Consider the following 19,785-nt stretch of genomic DNA (forward strand, 5'->3'; position numbering starts at 1 on the left):
CTAATCAAAAATCAATGAAATGAATTCCCTGGTCTACTTCTTTAGGAAGTAGTCACTGTGCACGATCGCTCGAATCATGTCTTGTAAGCGATAGTCTTCGTCAACGCCGGCTAGGCCATTCTCTTTCAGTCGCACCCATTCATTGTATTGAAGCGGTCGACCGATTGCGTAAGTGACTAAATGCTTCTGAACGCTAAAGGCAACATCAGCCAGGCGATTTTGCAGCAAGTGCTGCTGCAATTCCGCAACACCGTCAACCTCAACGCCATCGGGCAACTTTGACTTGGCATCGGCTTTGTTTCCTGTGAACAGCCCACCGGCATCGTATTGCTGAAAAGCCACGCCCCAAGGGTCAATCCCCTCATGGCATTTTACACAGCCTTTGACATCACGGTGCTGACGCAAGCGTTCCTTCAATGGCAAACTGCGATCATCCTTGAGTTCTGGCACATTGGGCGGAGGATCATTGGGAGGTTCTGCGATGATCTTACGAGCAAACCAAGCACCGCGTTTGACCGGATTGGCTTCCCGACCATCAGAAAGCCCCGACTGTATGGCAGCCTGAGTGAGCAAGCCGCCCAAATGGGAACGATCCACCGAGACCGCAACGAATTCAGGTCCTGATTCGATTGGTTGGTCAATCCCGTAATACTTTGCAAGCGTCTCGTTGATGACCATTTCGTCGGACTGAATCAGCTTACCAACCGATTGATTGGTGCGCACCAAATGCTGAAAGGTTCGCACGGGTTCTTGGCGCAAGTGCTTGCGAGCAAATTTGGACAGTGCGGGATACTTGCGACGATCGACTTCAACGGAATCAAACTTATCCAACGACAACCATTGACGGACAAACGTTTCGGTAAACCGCTCGAATTTGGGATCGGCAATCATGCGATCGATTGTTTTATCTAGCTCCGCAGTCAGCTGTCCCCGATTTGCTACGTCAGTGAGTTCCTGATCCGGTGGCCCATCCCACAGAAACAAAGCCAGTTTCGCTGCCAGTTCATGCTGATTCAACGGTTCGGGCTTGGGCGACTGGCTGTTCTCAACATGAAACAAAAACGCAGGCGAAGTCAGAATGCCCGCCAGAACGTAACGGGTGCTCGCGTGAAAATCTTTGGATTGTTGATAGTGTTCACGCCAAAGTTCCATCAGCCCAGCCATCTCCTGCAAGTCAACAGGCCGTCGAAAGGCGCGCTGGGCGAAGCGCCGAATCGTTTCCCTCGCACGCTCCAGTTCATCTGTCACTTCAGGACCAACAGAGAACACGTTGCGATGAGACTGTGGTGGCCAAGACTCGTAAAGTGGCCCTTCAAACTCGATCGTTTCGATGCGCAACCGCGGTCGATCTCGCCCATCGGTGTAAACACTGTGCACCAAGATCTCACGCAATCCGGCCAAGTAGTTGTCATTTCCGGGTTGCACGTCAGGTCGAGGAAAATTGTTGATCGCCCCTTCAAACACGAAGGCTTGAGTGCTCAGCTGATCGACCACACGCGAGGATTCAACCTGATTAAAGGTGTGTCCACAATCGCGTCTCAACCCCATGTAGACACCCAACCAAGGCGATTGTTGCATGAACGTTTCATAACGCTGAGCCAAAGGATCATCCATCGATAATCGAGTCAAGACAATCTTCTCGATCGCAGCATCGCCGCGGCCAAAATCAAAGCTCCAATCGCGTTCCCCCTCTGCCAAACGCAGCAACATTGCTGGCGTCCGCTTCAATTGATCGGTAAACCGTCGACCATCAATCTGCAAGCTGAAACGCTCGTTACCTTTTTCGTCTTCTGTTTTTGGACGCCGATAAACGTCGACTTGATAGATGCCTGACTGGGGAATCACCAACGGCTGATCCTTCTGTTCCGCCGACATCGTGACGCTCTCCTGCGGCGATGCTTGCTCGGCCGGTTCAGCATTGAGGTTGGAAAGCAACAACGCGTCATCGAATTTTGCAGCGCGGACCGTCACACGAAAGCGACCATGACGAGGCAGCTCGCGCAACGCAATTTTGAAATTCGCTTTGGGCCCATAGGTCGTGGACCGTTGCCACACCGAATCGTTTGGAATGGCTGGACGCAACAGCAAGCCATTGTCGACGGATTCATACGGTTCGCCCTTGGGATAGCCTCCATCACCGCGTAGGCAAGCGAACACTTTATGATAAATACTGGTGTATTCACGCCAGCCGCGGACAGTTGCGTTTCCGGAATAGCCCTCGTTAAATCGATACTTGGCCGGCAAACGATAAGCCTGAATCGGAAACGACTTTTCCGGAGTCAGCTCGGTGACTGTAAAGTCTTGCTTGGGCAGCAAACGATTCAGCGCCCCAAGGATAAGGTTCTCCTGCAGCGGCTGAGGATTGATCCCACGCCCCAAGTCCATCCGAAAGTTCTGCACCGTCGGCGACACAGTGGGATCGACGGTGCTTGCCTCAAGAGCCTGGGTCGCAATATTGAACCAGGCTTCGATTTGCAAGGGTGACGCAGACAGGGTTTCAATGTCGTTGGTAAACCCATCCTTTGAGATGCCATCATCAGGCAAGGTGGCGGTAAAGTCATCGTCAATGCCCAGTAACTCCTGGAGCGCGTGACGGTACTGAGTCACCGTTAACCGCCGTGTGATCCCGTTGTTGGGTGCCTCGCGAATTCTGGCTTCATGCAGTGATGCTTCCAGCCAAGACAAAAGCTCGCGACGTTGCTGCTCCGGGATTTCAGAGTGATCCTCTGGAGGCATCGCGCCGGACTCGATCTGCTTGCCAACATGCTCCCACAACTTGATCGCCCCGTCAGGCAGACTGCCATCGAGATGATCTAAACGCACACCCGACTCGCGATCATCAACATTGTGGCAATCAAAACAATGATTCCGCAACACAGGAAGAACCTTGCTGTCAAACTGCGTTTGCAATTCATCCGCCTTCAATGCAGACGACTGACACAATAAAAGCAGCAGGGTAAACAGCTCCGTCAAACGACGGAAAAATGACTGAGTCAATGACACCATGGATAATCAAATCAATCTTGGCTGCAACCGATTCATCACCCGATTGATTGAGCGAGGGAACGGACAAAAGCCGGACGGAACAAAGAGACAATCAACACGCTGGTGGAGCTGATTGAGTGGCAGGGAAGGCGTGGCAGGGCCAGCGACTCACTCGAGTGACCTGAAGACAACTTCAGCACGAGGCCACTGGCGGACTCATTATACATTCATTGCTGCTTCATTTGATCCCCAATTCTGCGTGACTGTTGACCAGCCTTGGCTAATTCAGCCCGGTTTACCCCACCAATTCGTCGCGGCTTCATACTACGGCGACCGAACCCTTCTGCAGCGCATTCGCCCCCACCCACTGTTCAGCCCAACAGCGAACCCTCCCAGACATCCATGAAGCATTGCCCTGGGACATCGACCTACATTTGAGATAATCCTGTGGTCGTGCGTGCAAGCCTGCAACTGGCTGGCCCCAACTGGCCGATGCAATCCTGGCATCGGCGGTTCTGTGCTGTCGCTGGCAATTCCTTGATCAGAGTCGGCTTTCAAAATCGCTTAGACTGACCCTCTTTGTGCGCTGCTACAATGCGGCAGCAGCGTCAACGGGCGTTGCATCAACGCTTCTCTCCGGCAATCAGAGGCCATTGCAATGAATGCATTGCTGCCGAACAATGAATTTGACCAACAACTGATTGCCAATGTGCACCCTGCGGACTGGAAGAACCCACAGCCCGCGGGGCCTTATCATCTTGTTATCATCGGCGGCGGGACCGCAGGTTTAGTCACTGCCGCAGGTGCTGCTGGACTAGGTGCCAAGGTGGCATTGATTGAGCGCAGCTTGATGGGCGGCGACTGCCTTAATGTTGGCTGCGTTCCGTCCAAAGGCTTGATCGCCGCTGCCAGAGCGATCTGGGGTGCGCGGCAAGCGATCCCTTTCTTCGCAGACACCATCGAATTCGGCGAAGTCAATTTCTCTGCTGCGATGGATCGGATGCGTCGCCTGCGAGCCGGAATCAGCCCTCATGATTCAGCGGCACGTTTTCGCGAACTGGGCGTCGATGTCTATTTAGGCGAAGCTCAGTTTGTCGACCGTCAGAACGTTGATGTCGGAGGCACGACACTGGCTTTCAAACGCGCCGTCATTGCCAGCGGCGCTCGCGCGTCTGCGCCCCCGATCAACGGCCTTGCAGGCACACCCTATTTGACCAATGAAACACTCTTCAACCTGACGGAGCGCCCCGAACGCCTGGGAATCGTCGGTGCCGGTCCGATTGGCGTAGAGATGGCACAGACCTTTGCTCGTCTTGGCTCACAGGTCTGCTTGATTGAAACCAAACAAGGTCTTCTGCCACGCGAAGATCGCGATGCCGCAGACATCGTGAGCAGGCAACTTCTCAAAGACGGAGTCGATGTGCTGTGCGGTGGTCGCGACCTAGAGGTCCACTACGATGGCAGTTTTCGGCTCCGCCTGAATTGCCAAGATCACCAGGAGGATCGACAAGTGGACCAGTTGTTAGTGGCTGTAGGGCGAGCTCCCAACCTCGAATCACTGCAACTGGAGAATGCGGGCGTGAGGTTTGACAAGAAAGGTGTCATCGTCAACGACTATTTACAAACCAGCAATCCCAAAGTCTTTGCCGCCGGCGACGTTTGCTCTCGGTTTCAGTTCACGCACGCCGCCGATTTCATGGCTCGGATTGTGATTCAGAATGCGCTCTTTGCCTTAGGCCCCTTTGGCAGAAAGAAACTCAGTCAACTCACCATTCCTTGGGCTACCTATTGTTCACCTGAGCTTGCCCGAGTGGGCATCAATGAACAAGAAGCACAAGCAAGTGGAATTGAGATCGACACCTACACCGTTAAGCTTAGCGAAGTTGATCGGGCAATCTTGGAGGGACTGGGCGACGGCTTCGTCAAGATTCATACTCAAGCGGGTAAAGACAAAATTGTCGGAGCGACCATTGTCGCGCCCAACGCAGGTGACCTGATCAGCGAAGTTGCTTTGGCCATGACAAACAAGATTGGCCTGGGGTCCATTGCATCCACAATCCATCCCTATCCCACCTTGGCCGACGCGATTCGCAAAGCAGGCGACCAGTTCAATCGCACCCGACTGACAAGCACCAGCAAAAAACTGCTGAATCTGCTGCGACGCATCAATGTCGGCTCCTAGCCAGTTGATTGGTGCGCGCAAGCACGGCACCCTACGAACCCGGCCCGATACCAGACGGGTTGGGCGTCACCGAACCGATTCTACGCTAATTTGATTGAACCTTATGAACACTGTCTTCAACCGTTTGACGGCCTTTGCCATCGTCGCTGTAAGCTTTCTGCACACGGCTGCGGCACAAGACCCCATCGCTCAAACGCCCCGGAATCGCGTCTTGATCATCGGCATTGATGGCACTCGACGCGATGCGTTGCAGCGTGCCCAGACGCCAAACCTGGACGCGTTGATTCAGCGCGGGCAGCTTTGGGAAAACACCCAAATCCTGGGACCTCGAGAGACTCAAAATGACACGGTCAGTGGCCCCGGCTGGACCAGTTTTCTGACCGGCGTGTGGGCGGACAAGCATGGCATCCAAGACAATGGCTTCAAAGGCAACAACATTAAGAACTACCCGCACTTGTTTGCCCGTGTGCGAGCTCAGTATACCGATGCGCAGTTAGGATCCTTTGTCGATTGGAAACCGATCGACAAATACATCGTTAGTGAAGCCGATAAACGTGTCTGCCATGAGTCGCATGGCGCAGAGGCTTATACCGCGAACGATCAGCGTTTGACCGACGAAGCGACCGAGTACATTCGCTCCAGTGATCCTCATGCAGTCATGGTTTATCTGGGGGCTGTTGATGAAACCGGTCATGCTCATGGATTTCACCCCTCTGTCCCCCATTACATTCGAGCCATCGAAACGGTTGACGGTCATGTTGGATCGCTTATCAAAGCGATGAAGAGTCGACGAAGGTATGAAGAAGAAAACTGGTTGGTACTGCTGTCAACCGATCATGGAGGGCAGGGGACCGGCCACGGTGGTGGACGAAACATTCCTGAGATCCGCCAAACGTGGTTGATCGTGAGCGGCGATGCAGTGATCAACAAAGACAAACAGCAGCCAACTTATCTAGTTGATCTGTCCGTGACGGCGCTCACACACTTGGGCGTCAAGATTGACCCCCAGTGGGGCCTAGACGGCAAGCCCGTTGGGATCAAAAGCAATTAAAAGGCACTCACAACGGCAAGACGAGAGATGCCGCTTCTAAAGCAAACATCAACTGCTGCAGATTTTTAGACAAATCGGCTGCGTGCTAGAATCAATGTGATTGATGTTCTTGCGCCCAGCCTTGGCAGAAAACCTGCCCTCAAGGCCGACGCTGCTTTTTCCACAGACCTTTGGTGCTCACCACCCAAACGAGGCCTGATCTGATGATCCGCTCTGTCTTGCTAGTTGCCACAACTTGCTTTGCCATTTCCGCCATCGCCGACGAACCCGGCCAAGAAAAGAAAACCGAGAAGGCGCCTCTACCGGGGCTAACGGTTTCCAAGGAAGTCACCCGCATCCTGGGCCCGCTGGACGAGCATGGCCGCGTGGACTACGTCCGGGCGCTCAACGAAATCACTTCTAAAGGCGTCACCCCGGAAAACAATTTCGAAGTCATCGTTCGGCAAGTGATGGGCCCCGAAGCGATTGTAGAATCCCTGCGTGAAGAGTACTACCGACAGCTGGGCGTCAAACCCAATCGCGACAATCTGCTGGTTGATTACTTTGAGACGCTTGAGGAATCGAAGCGTGGAGAGGAAGCCTATGACAATTTCGATCGCGGCTTAGAAGGTCCTTGGACCGACGAAGACTCGCCTAGCTTGGCAAAGTGGATCAAGAGCATTGACTCACAGCTGGACGTGCTGGTTGAAGGCAGTCGACGCACACACTATTACGCGCCCAAGATTGCTGAGACGGATCTCGGCTTGGACGACCAGACCGGGCCGCCTGTGATTTCATTACTCCTGAGCTCAATCACGGATCTGCGAAGCATTGCTCGTGACCTAAGTATCCGAGCCAACTATCGCATCGCTCAAGGTGAATTGGATCAAGCTTGGGAAGACGTGATGGCGGTGTCTCGAGTCGGCAGGCTCGCCACCAAAGACTCGTTCTTGATTTCGCAACTGGTCGGCATCGCCGTCGATTCGATTGCCATCGAAGCAGCCACTCATGTCTTACAGTCCCCGAAACTCACCAAAGAACAAGCCAATCGGTTCCTAGCTGACCTAAAACAATTGCCATCGATTCCGCCGCTGTATCGCTGCATCGATCAAGGCGAACGGTATGCTGGCTTGGATGCGGTGCAATGGATCTCACAAACCACCAACTTGATCAAAGCCATGAGCTTGTTAAACGCCTTGTCGGCTCAGGTTCCTGATCAATCCGTGACCTACGTCGTGGCTCAAGATCAGCCAGAACAAAAGAAAGAAAAGCCTCCGGCAACCGGCTCGCTGATCAACTGGGACGAAACCGCCAAGGTCATGAATAGCTGGTATGATCGACTGGTTGATGCAGCCAAAATTGAAGGCATCAAAGAACGCAAACAGGCGATGCAGAAGATCAACGAAGATCTAGAAAACCTGGGCAAGCGTTGGCAACAGCCTTCGTTCTTGATGATGGCCAGCTTGGTCCTGCAAAAGCCGGATGCTCAAGGCAAGATCGTTGGCGAACTGTTGGTCAGTTTACTGCTACCAGCACTGGATGCCTGCAGCCGAGCCGAGCGTGACAGCCTCTCCAAGACCGATCTGTTACAGCTGGCGTTTGCCTGCAAGGCCCACCAAATGAACCATGGCTCGTTCCCCGACAAACTAAACGATCTCAGTCCAGAGTTCATCAAGGAAATCCCCCTGGATAGTAACTCAGGCGACGCATTCATTTACAAGAAAACGGACACCGCAGTGGTCCTGTATAGCGTTGGCCGCAACGGCGTTGACGATAAGGCTCGCGGCTACGACGACCGCGACGAAGGCACGAACGTTGACTGGGATGACTTCGTCATCAACCTGGACGCGAACTAGGCCAAGTCACTTGGTGGCTTCATCTTTTAGCCCGTCCATCTTGCTGGCCTTGGCTCCTTGGGGAGCTTTGGGCCAAGGCGTTTCGCCAGGCGCCCACTCGGTGGGCTGTTTGGCTCGCACCTGATCCACGGCTTTGATCAGCCAATCCGGCACGTTCTCTTGCTCTTGAAGGCCGTAGACATAAGGCAGTGGCGGGTCCATCAGCAAGGGCTTGTCACCCAGCGGAGGCCGCTGATTTCCCAGGGCGGTCACGCGGGCTCGCATCTTGGTGACCCGTTCGGGATGTCCGGATGCGATGTCAGTGCTTTCGCTGGGATCGGTCTTGATGTTGTACAGCATGTCGCCCATCAACTTGTAATCGCCCGAGCGAATGGTTGGCAAGCGAACGCTGCCTGAAACGTCAAAGACAATCTCTTCTCTGGTGCTTTCCTGATCACCAAACAGCATCGACGTCATATCGATTCCATCCAGCGGACGTTCTTGCTGATGACGACCACCAGCAAGCGTCACGAAGGTTGGAAAGAAGTCGCTAATGAACACCAAGCCATCCTTTGTGGAACCCGGCTCGGTATGCCCAGGCCAACGAATGACAGCCGGTTGCCGAACACCACCCTCGAACGTCGTGTTTTTTGTCCCGCGATAAGGCTTGCTCATCTCTTCCAAGACGGGCCCATTATCGTTAGTGAACACAAAGACAGTGTTTTCACGAAAGCCGTTTTCGTCGATGGCATCGCTAATTTTCCCAACGGCCTGATCCAGACTCGCCAACATCGCGCGACGAATGGCAAGCGGATCGTCGGGATCTCCATCAAATCCCGGCGGCGGGTTCAACGGACCATGCACAGCATTAAAGGCAACATAGAGAAAGAACGGCTCGTCTTTGCCTTTGCGAGATTCGATCACTCGCTGAGCCTCGTCGGCAATCAAATCAGTGGCATAGCCTTCTTCTTGAAGGGGTTGCTGATTGCGATGCCAATCGTAAACGGCAAAGCGCGCTGGAGCATTATGGACGATTGTTTTGGTGTAATAATCAATGCCCCAGGCATAGTGACCATACTGATGATCGAATCCCTGTCCCATCGGCAAGTGCTCAGGTAACCATTCACCAAGGTGCCATTTGCCGATGATCGAAGTGAAGTAACCAGCTTCCTTGAGCGCCTCGGCAATGGTTCGTTCCTCGGTATCAAGCGCATGGAGACGACGCGTTGGTTGACCACGATCGTTATAGGCCAACTTGAGGCCCAACTTGGCCAAGTAACTTGGCTTCCCAAAATCCTCCGATCGCCAATCACTCCAGGTACGGAACGCATAGCGACCGGTTAGAAACGCAGCGCGTGTCGGGGCGCAGACGCTGTGAGTGTAAAACTCAGTCAAACGCATCCCTTCGTTTGCCAAGCGGTCCATGTTCGGAGTCACCTTGGCATCGCCGCCATTGAATCCCGGCTGGCTCCACCCCATGTCATCTGACAACACAAACACAATGTTCGGACGAGTTCCGGCAGGCTCAGCCCAAACCGCTGCGAAGTTGAAACAGAGCACCAGCGCGAAACAAGACAGGAAGGGTTTCATGATCACCTCAGCAGAAACAGAATCAAAGGGCCCCACAGTCTACTCCAGGATTGAGCCTGGAAAAGCCGCCAGCAGATGCTTTCCGCTACGAAACACCGCCACAAAACGCCACCACGTGGCACCACCGGAAAAACCACCGCTGGGCGATGGAGAAGAGATCCGTTGGTCTGCGAACCAGAGCCTTCCTCGCTGCGGCGGGCGCAGCAAACAAGCGAGCGGTCTGGACAAGCATGCTTGCCCTACGTTCGATTGATTTCAAGGCCAAGGATGGAAACGTCATCTTTGGGGCCATTTTTGGCGCACCATCGTTGCACAGCATTGTCTAACAGGTCCACACTCTCTTGCAGCGAACTCCCTTGGCCGAGTTCGAACATCTCCACCATCTGTTGCATCGTGAACTGTTCCAGGTCTTGATCGAGCGCCTCGGGCACTCCATCGGAGTACAGGAACAAACGATCACCTGGCTGCAGGTCAATCGATTCCTCTTCATACTCCAGGTCTTCCATCCAGCCGATCGCCAGATTACTGCCCTCGATCATCGCCGGTGGCGCGCCATCGCGTACCAGGACCGGTGGGTCATGCCCAGCGGAGGTAAAGCGAAACTCAAGCGTCCGAAGATTCAAGACACCATAAAGCATGGTGAAGAACAACGAGTTTTGCTCTTCCATTTGAAAACGCTGATTCAGTTCCGCGGCCACCTCGCCTGGCGGCACAACGCGATGACCACCGTCAGCGGTCGACTGGACCAACAAAGAAGACGAGGTGCGATGTGGAGTCATCAACCGGCCAATCGTCACCGATAGCAATGACGACGCCACGCCATGCCCGCTCACATCGACGACATACATCGCCAAGTGTTCGTCGTCGAGCAAAAAGTAGTTAAGGAAGTCCCCCGCAAGCTCGTCACAGGGGATGTACTTCCACGCCAACTTTGCTTGCTCGATATCGGGTTCGCTGCTGGGCAACAGTGACTGCTGCACTCTGGCCGCAGCATCCAAGTCGCGACTCATCCGCTGGTTGACGGACTCCAGCGTTCCGTTCAAGCGTTCGAGTTCCACGTTCCAGCGTTGCAGTTGCTCTTTGGCGACCGTCAACTCCTCGTTGGCACGGGCCAATTCGTGGTTCTTTTCAACCGCGTTCTCAAACGTCGAAACCAGCAAGTTCAAGATCTGTTGACGACCAGACTTGACCGTGTAACGCGTGCCGTTGAGCGTAACATCAAGCTGTTGCTGCTCCCCTTCGTCATCAACCGGCGTTTCCAGCAACGATCGCACACGAGTGATCAGAAACTCGGGATCGTAGGGCTTGGTAACGTAGTTATCAGCTCCACAGTGCAGCCCTTTGATGATGTCCTGAGCATCCGAGAGTGTCGAAAGCAGAATAAAAGGGACAGCTTTTAGCTGCGGGTCATTTTTGACTTCATAACACAGTTCATATCCAGTCATGTTCGGCATTTCGATATCAGAAATGACCAGATCGGGTCGCCGCGTGCGGATCGACTTTAGGCCGACTTCACCGTCCTCTGCCCAGTCGACTTCGAAGTTGGCTTCACGCAACTTTTGACAAAGGATCTGTGCCTGAATCCGACTATCTTCGACGACTAGCAAATAGATCTGCTGAGACTGTTCTGAGTCATTCATTGCTGGGGCTCTTAACTTCTCTGACTGCGTTTAATGTGACGCACAATTGCGGGAGCGATCTTTCCCAACGGCAAGATCCGTTCAGCCAAGCCCGCTTCGACGACTGCTTTGGGCATCCCATAAACGACACAGTCGGCTTGATTCTGCGCCATGACATGACCTCCTTGCTGCTTCAATTGCCGACAGCTTTCCAAACCATCGCGTCCCATACCTGTCATGATCACGGCCAAGGCATTGCCATTGGTTGCCTGAGTGACCGATCGCAACAAATAGTCTACGGCGGGGCGAACACCATTCTCCGGCGGATCATCGGTCAGTTGAACTTGAAAGCTGTTTCCCTGCTTGACGACGCGCATCTGTTGCCCGCCGGCACCCAGAACCACCATGCCTGGCTTGGCGATCATCCCCTCTTCAGCCTCAACCACCTGTAACACGGAAACGTCGTTCAGTCGCACTGCAAGGGACTTCGTATACTGCGGTGGCATGTGCTGAGCGACAAAGACGGGTACTGACAAGCGATCTGGCAATCGAGGAAGCACCTTCTTCAGCGCCGAAGGCCCCCCGGTCGATGCTCCCAGCACCACGGCCTGGCATGCTGCGGCGGCCTGGGGTGTCGCTTCGGCAACGCCGCGACCCTGTGGAATGGGACGTTCAGCGGAACCAGTCGCTGAGACCGGCTTTTGGCCGATCGATTGCCGGAACGCATTGATCTTGCTAGTCAGTTGGCACTGCAAGTCATGCCGATTCTTTTCCGAATTGCCACCGAATGGTTTCAGGATGAAATCAAACGCGCCTTCCATCAAGGCTTCTGTTGTCGCTTCTGCTCCCTGGGAAGTCAGGCTACTGACCATGATCGACTTAGAACGTAACTTCCGCCGTTTCAGTTCCTTGAGCAACTCGAGTCCGTCCATCTCTGGCATCTGCACATCAAGTGTCAACAGATCTGGGTCCAGCTTTTCAATTTTGTCTAACGCATCCACCCCATCTTTGGCACTGCCGACAATTTCGACGTCGGGCATCTCGCGCAGCAGGTTTCGCAGCGATTGGCGATACAACGCCGAATCGTCCACGATCATCAGTCGTGTTGGACTGGAGCCCAAGAGTCTTTCCTCGTTGCGTTTCAGTGTTGCAAGGCGTTGGCAAAAAAGTCGTGAAGCCGCTGGGGATCAAAAGGCTTAATGATAAAGTCAATCGCGCCCAGTTCGAGACAGCGTTGCAATTGTGGCTTCTGATTGATTGCAGACACCATCACGACTTGCGCCTGCGGATCCATTTCCAACAATCGCTCCAACGTTTGCAATCCATCCATGTTAGGCATCACAATGTCTAACGTCACAAGATCGGGACGCTGTGTTTGATAAGCTTGGATCGCTTCGACACCGTCTTCAGCGGCCTCAATCGATTGCCAGCCTGCTTGTTCAGCTATCGACTGAATCCGTTTTCGAATCAGTAAGTTGTCATCGACGATCAGGAGTCGTTGTTCACTCATTGCAAGTCACTACTACCCAGGCCTATTTTAGCTCAATTGTAGCTTGCCCGACGATTTCGATCTGCACCGAACCATCGCGCGCCGAAATCGTCATCCGCCGCCCCGCTTGCCCACCACAATGCGTGGCCACCACTGGGATCCCAAATTGTCTCAATAGCTCCCGACAGCGATCGACATTCCGCATGCCAATGTTCATCGTCTGAGCGGTTTGAAACATGCTGGCCCCACCGGCCATCTTGGCGACCCATCGGACTTCCTGTCCAGCACGCTTGTTGAGCTGAGAAATCAGTTCGGGGATCGCGGTGTCGGCAAACTTTCCAAGTGGCACCTGCTTTCCCGCCGAATCAGGCAACACAATGTGAGCCAGACCCACCAGCCGATGAGGCCGTGAATACAACATCAGGCCCACGCAAGAGCCTAACAGGGTGCACAACGTCTGTTCGCCGGATGCAAAGCCAATCTGCCCCATCCGCACGTTGGTTCGACCTGAAACAGCGCCACTCATCATGACTCTGTGAACGCTGATAATAAGCCCGGCAAAGCCGCCATGGTTTGCGAATCAGGAACAAACAACAGGGAACAGTTTAAGAAGGAATCCTCAATCATGAATCGCGTGCAGGCGATCAACACTTGATCGAATTCCAATGCTTGCCCCATGACCAAGAACTCAACCGCGCTCTCAGCATACTCACGAGAGAACCGAGGTGGCGAAGGCATCAATCCAGCTGCCGAACCTGGCGCATCCAATGCCTCAAACAAGGCATTCAAATAGGCACAGCAGAGAATATTAGCCGTTTCCAACATGGCTGCAGTCGACAATTCATCCCATGCAACGATCTGCTCTGCCGCACGATCGGTCAACAAGGCAGCTAACTTCAAGCCACTGACATCGTCAAACGCCAAAACCATCTGCCCGCTAATCACGCCTTCAGCGGCGACCGAACAAAAGCACAGCGGATCATCACCAGCATGCAAGACTTGCGTGGCCTCTTCCAACGGAACACATCGCAGCGCATCGAGATGAATCCTGAAGGCTCGACCACACCAGACCGACATGGCCTCGGCGGCTTTCTTCGAACCTTGTTGGAAGAGCGTTTGCAACTGCGAAATTTCCTGTTCGGTCACGACGTTAATTCCTTTCCAGAGCCAGCGATGGAACGCTGAATGACCAACTGAAACGCAGTGCCAACATCTAGCATGAGACACACGCTCCCGTCCCCTAAGATACTCGCTCCAGATAAGCCCCGGATCTCGACAAAATTGTTCGACAGTGATTTGATGACCATGTCCTGGCCGCCGAGAAACTCTTCAACAGCCAACCCCATCATGCGGCCTGCTGCTTGCAAAATCACCACGTCAGTAAGTGGCCCATGGCTTTGCTTGGAATCAACATCAGTGGCCAGTGATTGCCTGTTCGCATCAACGGGCAATTCATTCCAATCGAAAACATGATCGACGTTGACAAGCGAAATGAACTCCTCACGCAGCTCAAAGGTCTTTTTCTTGCCAACCGAAACGACGTCGGCCATGTTAATGGAAACGATCTCGCGCACATCTTCAATGGGAATCGCGAAGACCACACCACGAAGCCGCACCAGCAGACAATGAATGATGGCCAGCGTTAAGGGCAGGCGAATCGTAAACGTCGTGCCTTCATGCGGCACCGACTCAACATCGACGCTGCCATTGAGTTGCTGGATTCGATTTCGAACCACGTCCATCCCGACGCCGCGCCCAGAGACATCAGTGATTGATTTGGCCGTACTGAATCCAGGGTGCCAGATATAATCAAGGATTTGATCGTCCGCCAAGTCATTGATGGCACTGGCAGACAGCAAGCCTCGCTGGAGCACTTTGGCGCGAATTTTATCCAAATCGATCCCAGCTCCATCATCCGTGATTTTGATGAAGACGTTGTTGCCGCTGTGACTGGCTTCCAGCAAGATTGTCCCTGTTTCTGGCTTGCCCGATTCACGTCGACTCTCGGTGGTCTCTAAACCGTGATCAACGGAGTTTCGCACCAGATGCATCAGGGGGTCACCCAGCTCGTCGATCATCCGCTTGTCGAGCTCGGTCTTCTCGCCGCGAATCTGTAGCTCCACCTGCTTGCCACGCTCTTTGGCCAGATCGCGAACGACACGTCGAAAGCGGTTAAACAGAGGTGAGACCGGAGTCATCCGAGTGTCCAAAACGCCTTTCTGCAGGCTTTGCGAAACCCGAGACAACTGATCCACCGCTTCACCAAAGCGATCGAGATTGCGACGTCCTCTCTCCCACGCGTCAGAGTGACGATCAATCACCGTCAGCCCATCACGCAACTGATCGATTAAGCGATGACTGGCCTTTGCAGCCCCACCTGATTGGTCGTGGCTGTCGAGCAGGGCGCGGAGGTGATCGGCAAAATCTCGCAATTGACCAACGCTGTCCGAATCGCGTTTTGCAGGCGCAAACTGATTGGCGATCTGCTGAAAGCGAGCCCGATTGACAACCAGTTCACCGGTCAAATTCATCAGATGATCAAGGCGATCGATATCGACTCGCATCGTTTCTGCAACTTTGCCAACGACCTTACTGGCGACTTGACTGGCCGCTTGACTGGCCGCTTGAACGGGGACAGACTCGGGGACCTGAGGAGGCGTCGGTCCTGGCGTTGTCTCAGCAACGTCTTGATCGACATGGGGCGTTTGAGGCGGCACAGACTCCGATACAGGGTCAAGAGGCGATTCAAGTGACTGCGCAGGCTGCGACTGATCCAGAGCGGTCCCATGCTCGATCACATCGCTAACTGCTGGCTCACTATCGGGCGTTGCCGTCGCTTGCTGTGACGACTCCACGGGCGCGGGGATGTCGGCACTGACGGCCGCGTGTTGCGGTTCGACAGGATGAGCGACAAACTCGATCGCCTCGACACCTTCCACACCTGAGACCTCTCGCAATCGCTGCTCGTCACCATCAGCGGCAAGCACCAACTGAAAGTCCTGCAAGGACTGGTCTTCTGGCCAGGCGTCCAAATTCGGCGTTACAGACAAGACTTCGGCAACGTTACTCACGCGGTTGTAAATCAACTTCGCTTTGAGATCAGCCAGCTGCAGACCTTCGCGAAACCGAACCGTCATGCTGACCGAACTCTGGGTGACACTGATCGGTCCGTCAGTCGTCTGGCTGAGTTGCGGGGCGTCCTGGGGACTTGCCGTGGCCTCCTGTGACTCCGCCACCTTTTCGGATTGCGGCGTAGTGCCTTCCGGTTCAGTAGTGCCTTGCGGTTCAGTAGTGCCTTGCGGTTCAGTAGTGCCTTGCGGTTCAGCACTGCCTTGCGGTTCAGCACTGCCTTGCGGTTCAGCACTGCCTTGCTGGCTGATTGCTTGCAACTGTTGCTCTTCCAGCTCACGCAGTTCAGCGAGCAGCTCGTTCGGGCTACCGAGTTGTTTTCCGTCGCGCAAACGAGCGTTGGAATGCCGCAGAAAATCGATACACCGGAGAACCAAGTTCATGGTCGGATCGTTCAGCCGCTCGGATCCCGAGCGGAACTGTTCGAACCGATTCTCTAAGTGATGAGTCAGTACCGTGATCTGGTCGAATCCCATGATGCCAGCCGACCCTTTGATTGAGTGAATCAATCGAAAGGCTTCATTTAACTGATCGGGCTGTTCGAGGTTCTGCTCCAAAACCAGCATGGTTTCGACAAGATCATCGAGCTGCTCTTCGGTTTCATCCAGAAAGGTCTGCAAGAACTCTTGCATTTCCCCATCGCCGGGCGGCTGACCACTCATGATGCACCATCCTTCCGCAGCTTGACATCCGGCGTCGAAGGTGTCTTGGCAGACTTGCGATAGATCAATGGTGTGACACGCTGTAAGGACTGCAACATTCCATACACACCTTCCGACGGCCCGATCACCAAATAGCCATCATCAGCAAGTGAGCGGATCAAGTTCTGGATGACTTTCTGCTTGGACTGTTCGTCAAAGTAGATCAAGACGTTGCGAATGAAGATCAAATCGAAAGGCCGTGCGTCAAGGCGATGCAGCAGGTTATGCTGCTTGAACTGCACGCTTTCCCTCAGCGTCGATCGCACTTTCCACTGATCGCTTGAGGGCACTTTGGTAAAGAATCGCTTGCGCTGCCGATCGTTCACGGCATCGATCGTCCGCTCTTTGTAGACGCCGTCGCGAGCTGTTGTCAAAGCCTCTTCACTGATGTCGGTCGCCAGGATTTGCAGCGACCAATCGTTTAGTCGATAGTGGTTCTCTGCAAGGCAAATCCCCATGGTGTAGGCCTCGGCACCGGTGGCACACCCGGCAGACCAAATCCGCAGTTCCGGCGCGCGTTTGCCCTGGCGTTGCAGTGCGATCTGTTCCGTCAACCACTGATCCTTCAACCAGTCGAACTGTTTCTCCGTGCGAAAGAAAAAGGTCTCATTGGTGGTGATGGCATCTAGAAACCCGTTCAGCTCTGTGCTGCCACGAGCGGAAATCAAAAACCGATAGTAATCATCAAAGTCTACGAAGTCCCCGACGACCAAGCGCCGACGAATGCGATTACTGAGCAACGTCAACTTGTTCGATTCGATCCGGATCCCACATTGATCGTAGATGAAGGACCGAAATTTTTGGAATTGTTCCTGATTGAGTCGTTGCAGCGTCACGGGAGATTGGTTTTGATCAAGAGCTGCTTTACCTAGAGCCAGTCGCTGCTTTGATATTACCGTCATCGGAGCTTCAGTGCGACTGGTTGGTTCACGAGTCAAAGCGGTTCACCAGATCCTGAAGGGTTTGCGCCTGAGCCCCAAGCTGCTCTGCGCTGGCAGCAAGTTCTTCGGCGCTAGCGGCATTTGATTCGGTAGTTTCTGAGACAACGGAGATCGCGACTTGAACCTGTTCGGTGCTGGCGGACTGCGATTCGACTTGCTCGGCTATTTGTGAAATTCCATCGGCGGTCTTGGACACTGCCTCCAGGATTGATGCCAGAGACTGGCCAACTCGATCGGAGCGTTCGGCGCCTTCGGCGACTCGTCGCGAGGACTCCTTAATCAGTTGCGTGATTTCTTTGGCCGCTTCGCTGGACCGCTCCGCAAGCTTCCTCACTTCATCGGCCACGACGGCGAATCCCAGTCCATGTTCACCGGCGCGAGCGGCTTCAATCGCCGCGTTAAGCGCCAGCAGATTGGTCTGGCTGGCAATGTCACTGATCACTTGAATGATATCCGTGATCTGCTCACTTGATCGTTCGATCAAACGCATGGAAGTCACGGCTTCACTACGAATGTTGTTAGCGTTTTCGGCCAAGCAAGCCGTCTTGTCGGCCTGTTCTTTGGAATCCTTGGCACGGCTGGCAATCACATCGATGGCGGCTGTCATGCCGTGTACCGAAGCATTCATTTCCTCGACCGATGCCGCTTGATTCTGTGCACCATCGCTAAGGTTCGCACTGCTTTCGGCAATCACACGAGCGCCCTCGGTGAACTGGTGTGCACTCTCAACGACTTCAGAGACCAGTTTCTCGGTTTGTTCCTGGCGCTCACGGGCTTCTTGCTCAAGCTTCACCCGGCTGGTCACATCGGTTGCAAACTTGACGACCTTGCAAGGCTTGCCATCGAGGCCATTGACGGGATTGTACGAAGCTTGAATCCACACGGATTCACCGCCCTTGGTAATCCGGCGATACTCACCACGACGAAACTCGCCGCGACGGAGCGACTCCCAGAACTCGGTGTACTCTCTTGAATCCCGCTGTTCGGTATCAACAAAGATCCGGTGATGACGCCCTTGCACTTCTTCCAAGCGATAACCGAGCGCATCGAGAAACAAATCGTTGGCGGTAATGATGGTGCCATCAAGCTCGAATTGAATCACTGCTTGCGATTTTTCAATGGCTTGGATCTGACCTTGGTAGTCAGCGTTGCGAAGCTTCTGCTGAGTGATGTCGGTGGCAAACTTAACAATTTTCACCAACTGGCCCTCGGCATCAAAGACGGGGTTGTAGGAACCCTGAATCCAAATTTCCCGGCGATCTTTGGTGTAGCGTTTGAACTGACCGGTCGTGCATTCACCGCGTCGTAAGGTTGCCCACAAATCCAAGTACTCGGGACTGGACCGATAAACGGGACAGACAAACATGCTGTGGTGCTTGCCCTGGACTTCTTCCAAGCTGTATCCCACACAGGAGAGAAAGTTCTGATTCGCGGTGATGATCGTGCCATCAAGCTCAAATTCGATCACTGCCTGCGAACGATCGATGGCGGCGAATTTTCCAGCCAACTCAATTTCCAGCTGTTGATTTCGTTCTTTTAACGCTGCCAGTTCCTTGCGGAGTGCAGGGGCGCTGGTTCGTGAACGGGAAGATGCAGCCTTGGCCATGTCGAAGACTCGATGTGTGTGGACTAGTGAGTGGTCAAGATGTGAGTGTTGCTCAAACGCGTCAGCAGGAACCTAAATCAGACGCTGGAAACCGGGGCTGAACCGGGCCGCGTCAAACGCTGCGGTTGCAGCATTTCATTCATGTCGAGCAAGATAAAAAGCACGTCGTCTAACTTGGCAAATCCAGCGACGTCGTGGTTGCCTTCGACAGTCATCGTGTCAAGCGACGGCTGAATGTTCTCGAAGGGGATCCGGATCACTTGGGACACCGAATCAACCACCAAGCCGATGCGTCGATCGGAAACGTTGACCACAATCATGCGGGTTTCATCGTCGCGTGCAATCGTCTCAAGGTCCAACAATAAACGCAGGTTCACCACCGGTATGATCTGACCGCGCAGATTTGTAACGCCTTCGACGCAAGCCGCCACCTGAGGAGTCAGTGTCACCTGATCTGGAATCACGATCTCCTGAATCTGGTCGATCGGAATGGCATACTTCTGCCCCGCGATTTGAAAACCAACGAACTGCGACGAGTTTTTCGCGGCCGTCGCAGGGTTGCGTTCAGCGGAGGCTGGCTCGGGAGAATCTGGCATGACGGGGCGGATTGGAATGAGCGTCACGGTCGAACTGGATTGAAAAGCACTCAAACCAGTCTATCCAGGACCTGTGCTGAAA

The 19,785-nt window shown here is 54.0% G+C and carries 14 protein-coding genes; 3 read left to right on the plus strand and 11 right to left on the minus strand.

The genetic code is table 11. The annotated features are described in order from the left end of the window. Positions 1–33: 33 nt before the first annotated feature. Positions 34–3,006 carry a DUF1592 domain-containing protein gene (locus tag SV7mr_RS22120; RefSeq protein WP_145276789.1) on the minus strand — a complete coding sequence of 991 codons (2,973 nt, stop codon included), beginning with the start codon at positions 3,004–3,006 and terminating at the stop codon, positions 34–36. Positions 3,007–3,643: 637 nt separating this feature from the next. On the opposite strand from SV7mr_RS22120, the gene SV7mr_RS22125 reads away from it, so the two are divergent. The 3 genes from SV7mr_RS22125 (at position 3,644) to SV7mr_RS22135 (ending at position 8,053) form a co-directional block, all read left to right on the plus strand. After that, positions 3,644–5,167, plus strand: coding sequence for a mercuric reductase (locus SV7mr_RS22125; protein ID WP_145276792.1), 1,524 nt, complete (start codon positions 3,644–3,646; stop codon positions 5,165–5,167). 103 nt (positions 5,168–5,270) lie between these two features. Continuing rightward, entirely contained in the window at positions 5,271–6,218 is a 948-nt protein-coding gene (locus SV7mr_RS22130; protein WP_145276795.1) for an alkaline phosphatase family protein, read from the plus strand. Between the two features lie 203 nt (positions 6,219–6,421). Continuing rightward, positions 6,422–8,053, plus strand: a complete 1,632-nt coding sequence (locus SV7mr_RS22135; RefSeq protein ID WP_145276797.1) for a hypothetical protein — start codon at positions 6,422–6,424, stop codon at positions 8,051–8,053. A gap of 6 nt (positions 8,054–8,059) precedes the next feature. Here SV7mr_RS22135 and SV7mr_RS22140 read toward each other — a convergent pair whose 3' ends face one another. From SV7mr_RS22140 to SV7mr_RS22185, 10 genes are all read right to left on the minus strand, one after another. Then, entirely contained in the window at positions 8,060–9,622 is a 1,563-nt protein-coding gene (locus tag SV7mr_RS22140) for an arylsulfatase B (RefSeq protein ID WP_145276800.1), read from the minus strand. Between the two features lie 239 nt (positions 9,623–9,861). Further along, positions 9,862–11,262 (minus strand): fused response regulator/phosphatase, encoded by a 1,401-nt coding sequence (locus SV7mr_RS22145; protein ID WP_145276802.1) that lies wholly within the window; start codon positions 11,260–11,262, stop codon positions 9,862–9,864. Between the two features lie 11 nt (positions 11,263–11,273). Further along, positions 11,274–12,362 (minus strand): protein-glutamate methylesterase/protein-glutamine glutaminase, encoded by a 1,089-nt coding sequence (locus SV7mr_RS22150; protein ID WP_419187759.1) that lies wholly within the window; start codon positions 12,360–12,362, stop codon positions 11,274–11,276. A gap of 20 nt (positions 12,363–12,382) precedes the next feature. Continuing rightward, a complete protein-coding gene (locus SV7mr_RS22155) occupies positions 12,383–12,751 on the minus strand; it encodes a response regulator (RefSeq protein ID WP_419187760.1) in 369 nt (122 codons plus the stop codon). A gap of 22 nt (positions 12,752–12,773) precedes the next feature. Beyond that, positions 12,774–13,259 (minus strand): chemotaxis protein CheD, encoded by a 486-nt coding sequence (locus tag SV7mr_RS22160; protein WP_419187762.1) that lies wholly within the window; start codon positions 13,257–13,259, stop codon positions 12,774–12,776. After that, a complete protein-coding gene (locus SV7mr_RS22165; RefSeq protein ID WP_145276806.1) occupies positions 13,256–13,876 on the minus strand; it encodes a hypothetical protein in 621 nt (206 codons plus the stop codon). Before SV7mr_RS22165 ends, SV7mr_RS22160 begins: the two co-directional genes overlap by 4 nt. After that, positions 13,873–16,521 carry a chemotaxis protein CheW gene (locus SV7mr_RS22170; protein WP_145276809.1) on the minus strand — a complete coding sequence of 883 codons (2,649 nt, stop codon included), beginning with the start codon at positions 16,519–16,521 and terminating at the stop codon, positions 13,873–13,875. Before SV7mr_RS22170 ends, SV7mr_RS22165 begins: the two co-directional genes overlap by 4 nt. After that, on the minus strand, positions 16,518–17,462 hold the full coding sequence (locus SV7mr_RS22175) for a CheR family methyltransferase (RefSeq protein ID WP_145276811.1): 945 nt from the start codon (positions 17,460–17,462) through the stop codon (positions 16,518–16,520). The genes SV7mr_RS22170 and SV7mr_RS22175 overlap by 4 nt, the downstream gene beginning before the upstream one ends. Positions 17,463–17,487: 25 nt before the next feature. Beyond that, positions 17,488–19,107: a methyl-accepting chemotaxis protein gene (locus SV7mr_RS22180; protein WP_145276813.1), complete on the minus strand. Its 1,620-nt coding sequence runs from the start codon at positions 19,105–19,107 to the stop codon at positions 17,488–17,490. 77 nt (positions 19,108–19,184) lie between these two features. Then, entirely contained in the window at positions 19,185–19,703 is a 519-nt protein-coding gene (locus tag SV7mr_RS22185) for a chemotaxis protein CheW (RefSeq protein WP_145276815.1), read from the minus strand. Positions 19,704–19,785: the final 82 nt, after the last annotated feature.

The sequence above is a fragment of the Stieleria bergensis genome, from assembly GCA_007745635.1.
In the GTDB taxonomy this organism is placed as follows: domain Bacteria; phylum Planctomycetota; class Planctomycetia; order Pirellulales; family Pirellulaceae; genus Stieleria; species Stieleria bergensis.